At 39.2% G+C, this 8308-nt stretch carries 7 protein-coding genes; all 7 read left to right on the top strand.

Features of this window, described 5'->3' with window-relative positions:
• On the top strand, window positions 1-389 hold a 389-nt coding region (locus MM194_RS21635), incomplete at its 5' end, for a sugar phosphate nucleotidyltransferase (RefSeq protein WP_277605184.1).
• Between the two features lie 104 nt (window positions 390-493).
• A complete protein-coding gene (gene rfbC, locus MM194_RS21630; protein WP_241344946.1) occupies window positions 494-1036 on the top strand; it encodes a dTDP-4-dehydrorhamnose 3,5-epimerase in 543 nt (180 codons plus the stop codon).
• An 8-nt stretch (window positions 1037-1044) separates the two neighbouring features.
• Window positions 1045-1446 (top strand): FdtA/QdtA family cupin domain-containing protein, encoded by a 402-nt coding sequence (locus MM194_RS21625; RefSeq protein ID WP_241344945.1) that lies wholly within the window; start codon window positions 1045-1047, stop codon window positions 1444-1446.
• Complete coding sequence (locus MM194_RS21620; protein ID WP_241344944.1) at window positions 1439-1954, top strand: GNAT family N-acetyltransferase; 516 nt, start codon at window positions 1439-1441, stop codon at window positions 1952-1954. The genes MM194_RS21625 and MM194_RS21620 overlap by 8 nt, the downstream gene beginning before the upstream one ends.
• A gap of 198 nt (window positions 1955-2152) precedes the next feature.
• The gene (locus MM194_RS21615; RefSeq protein WP_241344943.1) at window positions 2153-3256 is read left to right on the top strand and encodes a DegT/DnrJ/EryC1/StrS family aminotransferase; all 1104 of its coding nucleotides are present in this window, start codon (window positions 2153-2155) and stop codon (window positions 3254-3256) included.
• Window positions 3253-4503 carry an O-antigen translocase gene (locus tag MM194_RS21610; protein WP_241344942.1) on the top strand — a complete coding sequence of 417 codons (1251 nt, stop codon included), beginning with the start codon at window positions 3253-3255 and terminating at the stop codon, window positions 4501-4503. Before MM194_RS21615 ends, MM194_RS21610 begins: the two co-directional genes overlap by 4 nt.
• A 37-nt stretch (window positions 4504-4540) precedes the next feature.
• Entirely contained in the window at window positions 4541-5977 is a 1437-nt protein-coding gene (locus MM194_RS21605) for a hypothetical protein (RefSeq protein WP_241344941.1), read from the top strand.
• Window positions 5978-8308 lie beyond the last annotated feature (2331 nt).

Here is an 8308-nt window from a genome sequence, read left to right as displayed (position 1 = left end):
AGCCGCTGGAGCCCAAAAGCAATTATGCGGTGACGGGGCTCTACTTCTATGACAACAGCGTGGTCGAAATTGCCAAGAGCCTGAAGCCGTCACCTCGTGGTGAGCTGGAGATCACCGACGTCAACCGTATCTACCTTGAGCAGGGCAACCTGTCGGTAGCCATGATGGGCCGTGGCTATGCCTGGCTAGATACCGGCACCCATGAAAGCCTGATTGAGGCGAGCAACTTTATTCAAACCATCGAGACCCGCCAAGGGTTGAAAGTGGCCTGTCCGGAAGAGATCGCCTATCGCCAGAAGTTTATCAATGCCGACCAAGTCCGTGAACTTGCCGCGCCGCTGGCAAAGAATGCGTATGGACAGTATCTGCTGAAAATGGTCGGCAAGTGAGTAGATATTGGTGAATAGGGAAGGGGATTGTCCACTGACGGTATCCTATTTTTTACTCACAACTCCTTGCTGCCTGATCTCTAACTTCAGATTCTCGAGAAAAAATGAACATCATCGATACTAAAATTCCCGACGTAAAAATCATCGAGCCCAAGGTTTTTGGAGATGAACGAGGGTTCTTCTTTGAAAGCTTTAATCAGCAGAAATTTGAAGCTGCTATTGGTCGTAGCGTGAATTTCGTTCAAGACAATCACTCCAAATCCAGCAAGGGCGTTCTGCGTGGATTGCATTATCAGTTACCCCCTCACGCCCAAGGAAAATTGGTGCGCTGTGTCGTTGGCGAGGTATTTGACGTCGCTGTTGATATTCGTAAAAGCTCTCCTACCTTTGGTCAATGGGTCGGAGTGAATCTGTCAGCCGAGAACAAACGCCAATTATGGATCCCGGAAGGGTTTGCGCATGGCTTTATAACTTTGAGTGAAACGGCTGAATTTTTCTATAAAACAACAGACTATTATGATCCACAGTCTGAACGCGCCATTTTATGGAATGATAGAGAGCTAAGCATTGATTGGCTATTCGATAATGTATTCATATCGGATAAAGATAGACTGGCGACAGAATTTAAACATGCTGATCTTTTTTAAGGCAAACCATGCTCATAAAATTGTTTGATTTTAATGTTCTCGGCGATGAAAGAGGGCATTTGGTTGCGATAGAAGGTAATCGTCACGTACCATTCGATATCAAACGTGTCTATTATTTATTTGGTACTAAACTTGGTGTATCTAGAGGCTTCCATGCACATAAGTCACTCCAGCAAGTTGCAATATGTATCAGCGGTTCTTGTCGTTTTGTAATGGATGATGGTCTTAATAAAGAAAGCATAGTTCTTAATTCATCCACTAAAGGATTGTTTATAGATATTATGCAATGGCATGAGATGTATGATTTTAGTCCTGATTGTGTATTAATGGTATTAGCAAGTGATATATATGACGAATCTGATTATATTCGAAACTATGATGATTTTATAGAGGTGGTAATGCATGCTTAAGTCAAAGACGATAAATATGCGCTTGATAAATGAAGATGATGCTGAATTTGTTCTTAAGTTAAGATTGGATGGGAATTATAATAAATTTTTATCTTCTGTGGATGCTGATATTAGTAGTCAAAAAGCATGGATAAGAAAATATAAAAAAGATGAAATAAATAATAAACAGTTCTATTTTATCATTGAAAGAAAAGATGGTACGCCATGTGGGACGGTTCGGGTTTATGATATAAAAAATGATTCGTTCTGTTGGGGAAGCTGGATCCTTAATGAAGATAAAACTCGATACTCTGCGATAGAAAGTGCAGTAATGATATATGATTTTGGTTTCAACAGTCTAAAGTTTAATAAAAGTCATTTTGAAGTGATAAAAGATAATGTGAAGGTTGTAAACTTTCATAAAAAATTTGGAGCAGTAGTTGTAGGAGAAGATTCTAATAATTACTACTTTGAAATCACTAAAGATGCAGTTGAGAAAAGTAAAGAAAAGTTCCAAGCTTTCATATGAATGGCTTTGTCTTATGATTAATAATCAATTTTGACCAAATCATGATGAAATATATTTCGGTGATTATATATTGCATTAATTAAATTGTGGGTGTTTTCTAATTTCTAATTTCTAATTTCTAATTTCTAATTTCTAATTTCTAATTTCTAATTTCTAATTTCTAATTTCTAATTTCTAATTTTTCGGATTCTTAACACTATGGTTCCTTTTTTAGATTTACAAGCTGTTAATCACCAATACCATCAAGAGCTCAAAGATGCCTGCGCCCGTGTTATCGACTCTGGTTGGTATATTATGGGTAACGAATTAACTCACTTTGAAGCTAAATTTTCCGCCTATTGTGGTACCAAACATGCCATCGGTGTTGCCAATGGCTTGGATGCCCTTATTCTGGTGCTGCGAGCCTGGAAAGTACTTGGCAAACTCAAGGCCGGTGATGAGGTGATTGTTCAGGCCAACACCTATATTGCCTCTGTTCTGGCGATTACCGAAAACGATCTGGTACCCGTGTTGGTTGAGCCTGATGTGGATACTTATAACCTCGATCCCGAGCTGGTGCGTGCAGCCATCACTCCTAATACCAAAGCAATTTTGCCGGTGCATCTCTATGGCCAGCTTTCCCCCATGCCTGAGCTGATGGCCATTGCCAAAGAGCATGACTTGTTGGTGCTCGAAGATTGCGCCCAGGCTCACGGGGCGGAAATTGAGGGCAAGCGTGCTGGTAATTGGGGCGATGCTGCTGGTTTTAGCTTCTACCCCGGCAAGAACTTAGGTGCACTTGGCGATGCCGGTGCCGTCACCACTAATAATGACGAACTGGCCCAAACGCTAAAGGCACTGCGCAATTACGGCTCTCACAAGAAATATGAAAACCTTTATCAAGGGGTAAATAGCCGCCTGGACGAGATCCAAGCCGCAATGATGCGCGTTAAATTGCCTTATTTGGAGAAGGAAACGGCGCGTCGTCAGGAGATTGCTCAACGCTATCGCGCTGGTATTAACAATCCGTTGGTGATATTGCCTCAAGTGGTATCAGAAAGTGCCCATGTCTGGCATCTATTTGTGGTGCGCGCCGAGGCCCGTGAAAAGTTCCAGTTGTGGTTGACTGAGCAAGGCATTCAGACCCTGATCCATTACCCCATTCCTCCTCACAAGCAGCAGGCTTATCCGCAGTTCCGGGATTATCAGTTGCCACTGACCGAACAAATTCATAAGCAGGTACTCTCGCTTCCTATGGATCCGACCATGAGCAACGAGGCTGTGGCAAAGGTGATTGATGCGGTAAACGGCTTTAAGGCATGAAGCGTTTGCTAAAAGTAACCGCCATGACTGGGCTGCTAACGTTGCTCAGGATGGCGATGGGCTTTGTAATTGCGAAGGTGGTGGCCATCTATACCGGCCCTACCGGTATGGCAATGTTGGGTCAAGTCCAGAGTATGGTGGCCAGTCTCAATGGCATTATCAATGCGCCGGTAGGCAGTGGGATTGTTCGCTATACGGCAGAAAAACAAGGTGAAGGGTTTGAGGCTTGCGCTCCTTGGTGGAGAGCGTCACTGCAATGGGCACTGATCGTTTCGGCAATAACTATACCAATTGGGTTATTACTAGCGGAGCATATAGCTGCTTGGTTATTTCAAGATAAAGATTTTGTTTGGATTGTGATAATCACTGTGGCGGTGTTACCACTTTCAGCAATAGGCACACTATGTAATTCGGTGATCAATGGTCAACAACAGTATCGTCGTTATGTTGGGCTGGGGATGTTGTCAGTCCTAATTTCTGGCGCTGTGATGCTGACTATGATAGTCCAAGGCAATATTAAAGGCGCCTTGTTGGCTACGGCGGTACAGGCTGCTTTAATTGGTGTGATAATGTTGATCGCTAATCTGCGTCAACCTTGGTTTAAATTACGTTATTGGTGGGGCACTACCGATAAACAAGCCAGAAGAGCGATCGGTGGCTATATGCTGATGGCAATCACCAGTGCATTGACTGTCCCGATATCGCTGATCTTGATTAGAAACATCCTGATTGACCAAGTAGGATGGGAGGCTACGGGCCAATGGCAGGCGGTATGGAAAATATCAGAAGTTTATCTTGGTGTTATTACGATGGCTCTTGGTACTTATTATCTTCCCCGCCTTTCATCCTTGGTTGGTGTCGATATAATTGTTAGCGAAATCCATAAGACGGCCCGCTTAGTTATTCCGCTTGTGGCGGTATTAGCTCTGGTAGTATATCTACTTCGTGATGTAGCTATCTGGTTACTCTTTACCAAAGAATTCAATGCTGCACGGGATCTGTTTGCTATACAACTGTGTGGTGATGTGATCAAAATTGCTTGTTGGTTATACGCCTACCCAATGTTATCGAGAGGTGCAACTAAGTGGTTTGTTAGTACAGAAATTATGTTTTCATTTTTGCTAGTTATATTGTCTTATGGTTTTATTTCTCAAATGGGAGTCAAGGGCGCCGTAGCTGCATATCTCACTAATTATTGCATTTATTTTTTTGTTGTTTTTTTCGGTGTGAGAGTTTTTTCCCGTTGAAATATGATTGCTATCAGCCAAGAATGGATTATATTGAATGAAATTTAAAAGTGAAAATAATAAAAACTATATTGAAAGTTTTATAAAATGTCACATAGATATAATTAAGAAGTTAGATTTCGAACTCGCCATTATTACAGCAAAGCAACTGGGCTGTTTATTATGGCATAATAATTTAGGTGTTTATGAGTTAAATGATCTTGAGAGCTATTTAATTGATGTTGCTGTTTTTGAATTAGGCGATCCTTCATACATTGAATTCTCAAAAAGCAACCAAAATGATATCCTATTCATTGCAACAGAATTGTATTTGACCGGCGGTCATAGTAGGTTGATGGAACGTTTGTCAGGATTTCTTGATGTTAAACCTGATTTGTTATTATCTGAAATACCAACACAGGAAATTTTATCAAGAGAGAGTGATTTTTTTGATAGTATTGTTTTTTTAGAAAAAAAACCTTCATCCGTATTAAGTAAATTGATTTTTTTGTTAAAAAGTATAATTAATAAAAAATGCGTGATACTAAGTATACATCCTGATGATATTTATTCTATTGTTGCGTGTGGCGTTGCAAAAAAACTTAATCCTAATTTAAAAATCCATTTCATAAACCATGCTGACCATGTGTTTTCATTTGGTAGTTCAATAGCCGATGTTTGGTATGAAATTAGTGAGTATGGTAAAGTTATTGATAAATTGAGAGGCTTAAAAGCTAATAAATCATTTTTAGGTATACCAATTGGCATAAAAGAAAGGCGCAGTATTCAGCATTCATTTCAAGATGGAGACCTTATTTTAAGTGCTGCATCGAATGGTAAATACAAACCTTGTAATAATCAGTCTATATTGCCATTGGTTGATGCATTGCTGAGTAAATATAAATCATCCAAAATGCAGATTATTGGCGTTAACATATATAAAGACTACTGGTGGTGGTTGTGTAAAATAAAATTTGGCAATAGGTTGGTACTGTCTGGGGCATTAGAATATACTATGTACATGGATATAACATCTAAAGCTAAATTATATATTGATAGCCATCCTTTTCCTGGAGGAACGGCATTTGCCGAGCAGTTTTTACAGGGTAAATTATGCACTGGTTTGATAAGTTCATATAGAGGATATAGTCCTGCAGAGAAGCTCAAGATGAATGATGTGCTAGATGTTATTTCATTCATCAATAATAGCGTTGAATATGATTTCGATAATGTATATGACTCTGTCATCAATATTCATGGAATGGATAAGGTTAAGGAGCGTTTTTTATCTTCAATAATAGATTGTAACTATACTTCAGTAGATTGTTCTTCCTATGTAAATGTAATAGAGCCTGTTATTAAACATAAAATAATAAGTATACCTAGTGATTTTCGTATACTAAGTTATGCACAATTAATTAAAATATATAATGTGTCGACGATACTGTGTTTGATTAAATTTGCCATTAAAAAATTGCAATTTATGAAACTGTAAAATTAACTATCTTGCAGTTTCATGGCATTGATTTAAAACACATAGTATTAAATATAACGCGTTTATGATGTTTATCATGATGCTAGGTATCAGAGATGACGTATACACTTCATTACTATAACGTACTTGGTATTCGCTAGAGTTTAAATTTATAATAATACCATTAGCTTCTGTCCAGCCTAAATTATTTCAGCAGGATACTAATGGCCTACGAGCGTGGGCGGTAATAGCAGTTGTACTTTACCATTTTGGTGTGCCTGGATTTTTCGGTGGATTTATTGGCGTTGATGTCTTCTTCGTTATTTCCGGTTTTTTAATGATCCGAATTATCGTTTCAGGAGTGGAATGTGGCCAATTTTCACTCTGGGGATTTTATCTGGCACGTGCCCGTCGAATAATTCCGGCGCTGCTAGTGTTATGTTCAGTCTTGCTCACACTGGGTTGGTTCTAGTTACCCAATGCGGATTACCACATGCTGGCAATCCATGCAGTGACTGCTGCAACTTTTATATCTAACTTTCAGTTCTGGCGGGAGGCTAGTTATTTTGACGCCGCATCCCATGAGAAATGGTTGCTGCATACTTGGTCATTATCCGTAGAGTGGCAGTTTTATATTATTTTGCCTCTAGGGATTATGTTGATATGGCGCATGCTAGGTAAACGTGGCGTGCAATATGTATTATGCATTGTCGGTCTACTCTCCCTTGTTCTGTCTATCTATGCCACACCACGTTGGCCCAGTGCCGCATTCTATCTGTTTCCAACCCGAGCTTGGGAAATGCTGGCTGGAGGGCTCGTATGGCGGCTAATCAGAGCTAGAGCAGTCCCCACACAACAAGCCAGAGTCATGGAAGCAATCGGCTTGGCCATAATTCTCATCGCCACCATATCGTGTGATGTTACAGTGAGATGGCCTAGTGTTTATGCACTGTTGCCCACATTCGGTGCCAGTTCGTATTCCATTTATTTATGGCATTGGCCTCTAGTTGTTATTCTTAACTATCTCGGATCCTTAAATCGTCCAGTGTCGATAATTTTAGGTATCATCCTTTAAATTATCATTGGAGAGTTGTCCTATCGCTTTATTGAAAATCCGGCCAGAGTGAAATTGGGGGAATTTGGTAAATATAAATAACCTATTATTATCTGTATTCCTATAGCATTGACCATAATAAGTGCATGCTTTATCTATACATCTCATGGAGCAAATTATCACTGGCGTCATGGAGCATCCTCTTTATATATAGGCAAGTATTCTAGGAAGAATTACCTGACTCCATACTTGAGATCACAATACAAGCTGGAGTGTGATTTTTTTGATGATGAAGCATCTGTAGCAAAAAGTAGTATTGCTATTTCATGTACTCAACAGCAGGGTGATAAAAGAGGTATTTTTCTGTGGGGTGATTCACATGCACAAGCCTTATCCTATGGACTGAGACAGCATTTGAAGAGTGATGTTTCATTGTACCAAGTCGCAACGTCAGCATGTCAGCCACATCTTGGTAGTAATATTGAGAGTTCAAGCTAGCGATGTGATCGCTCAAATGAATTTTCCCTGAATGAAATTGCACGTTTGAAACCTAATGTGGTTATTATGATGCAAAGGGGCGAACATGAAAAAGACAACTATAATGAAATAGTCAATCATATTACCTAATATAGGCATCAAATATATAGTACTACTGGGGCCGGTACCACAATGGCAACCATCATTACCAAGAGCCATTGCACTGAGACATTTTTCCACGCATGAAAAAATATTTAATGATAATTCATTTGACTATTCATTATTGAATAGCGATCAGGTAATGAAACGCTCTTTTGGGCACACAAAATATGGTGACCTATATATCCTTGCTTGACCATCTTTGCAAAAATAGAGAGTGCCTTACCAAGGTAGATGATAAAAACACTCCTTTAGTGTGGGACTATGGTCACTTGTCATTGTCTGGTTCGGAATTCGTAGTAAAGGAAGTTTTATCGAAAAATGTAATTTTATCTAAAGATATTAATTGAAAATGATGTTTTGCCAATGCTCTGGGCTTTTATTACTTACAGGTGATTTAATTGTCACATTCTATTAGTTATATTTCAAAAAAAATAAGCTGCCTTCTATTTTTAACATATATAATCATTTCTTTGGCGTTACCTTCATCAACATTATTTAGTTTTCCTATAAGGGATATTGTTTTCATCCCAGCAATCGCATTAATTTTATTGAGTTGTAATAAATACAATGTGTCTGGACTTGTTTTTTTATGTTTTCCTATTATATATATATTGTCTCGGCCTCTTATACTAAGTTACGCGCCTAAGAGAATAGTATCA

Source organism: Aeromonas sp. MR16, from assembly GCF_022549315.1.
In the GTDB taxonomy this organism is placed as follows: domain Bacteria; phylum Pseudomonadota; class Gammaproteobacteria; order Enterobacterales; family Aeromonadaceae; genus Aeromonas; species Aeromonas aquatica.
The sequence above is the reverse complement of the archived record's forward strand: the minus strand, read 5'-3'. Positions and strand labels throughout refer to the sequence as shown.

What these genes read in the sequence shown, in the direction of transcription:
- MM194_RS21610 (WP_241344942.1), top strand. Translation starts at nt 3,253, where the DNA reads ATGAAGCGTTTGCTAAAAGTAACCGCCATGACTGGGCTGCTAACGTTG.
- MM194_RS21605 (WP_241344941.1), top strand. Translation starts at nt 4,541, where the DNA reads ATGAAATTTAAAAGTGAAAATAATAAAAACTATATTGAAAGTTTTATA.
- MM194_RS21615 (WP_241344943.1), top strand. Translation starts at nt 2,153, where the DNA reads ATGGTTCCTTTTTTAGATTTACAAGCTGTTAATCACCAATACCATCAA.
- MM194_RS21620 (WP_241344944.1), top strand. Translation starts at nt 1,439, where the DNA reads ATGCTTAAGTCAAAGACGATAAATATGCGCTTGATAAATGAAGATGAT.
- MM194_RS21625 (WP_241344945.1), top strand. Translation starts at nt 1,045, where the DNA reads ATGCTCATAAAATTGTTTGATTTTAATGTTCTCGGCGATGAAAGAGGG.
- rfbC (WP_241344946.1), top strand. Translation starts at nt 494, where the DNA reads ATGAACATCATCGATACTAAAATTCCCGACGTAAAAATCATCGAGCCC.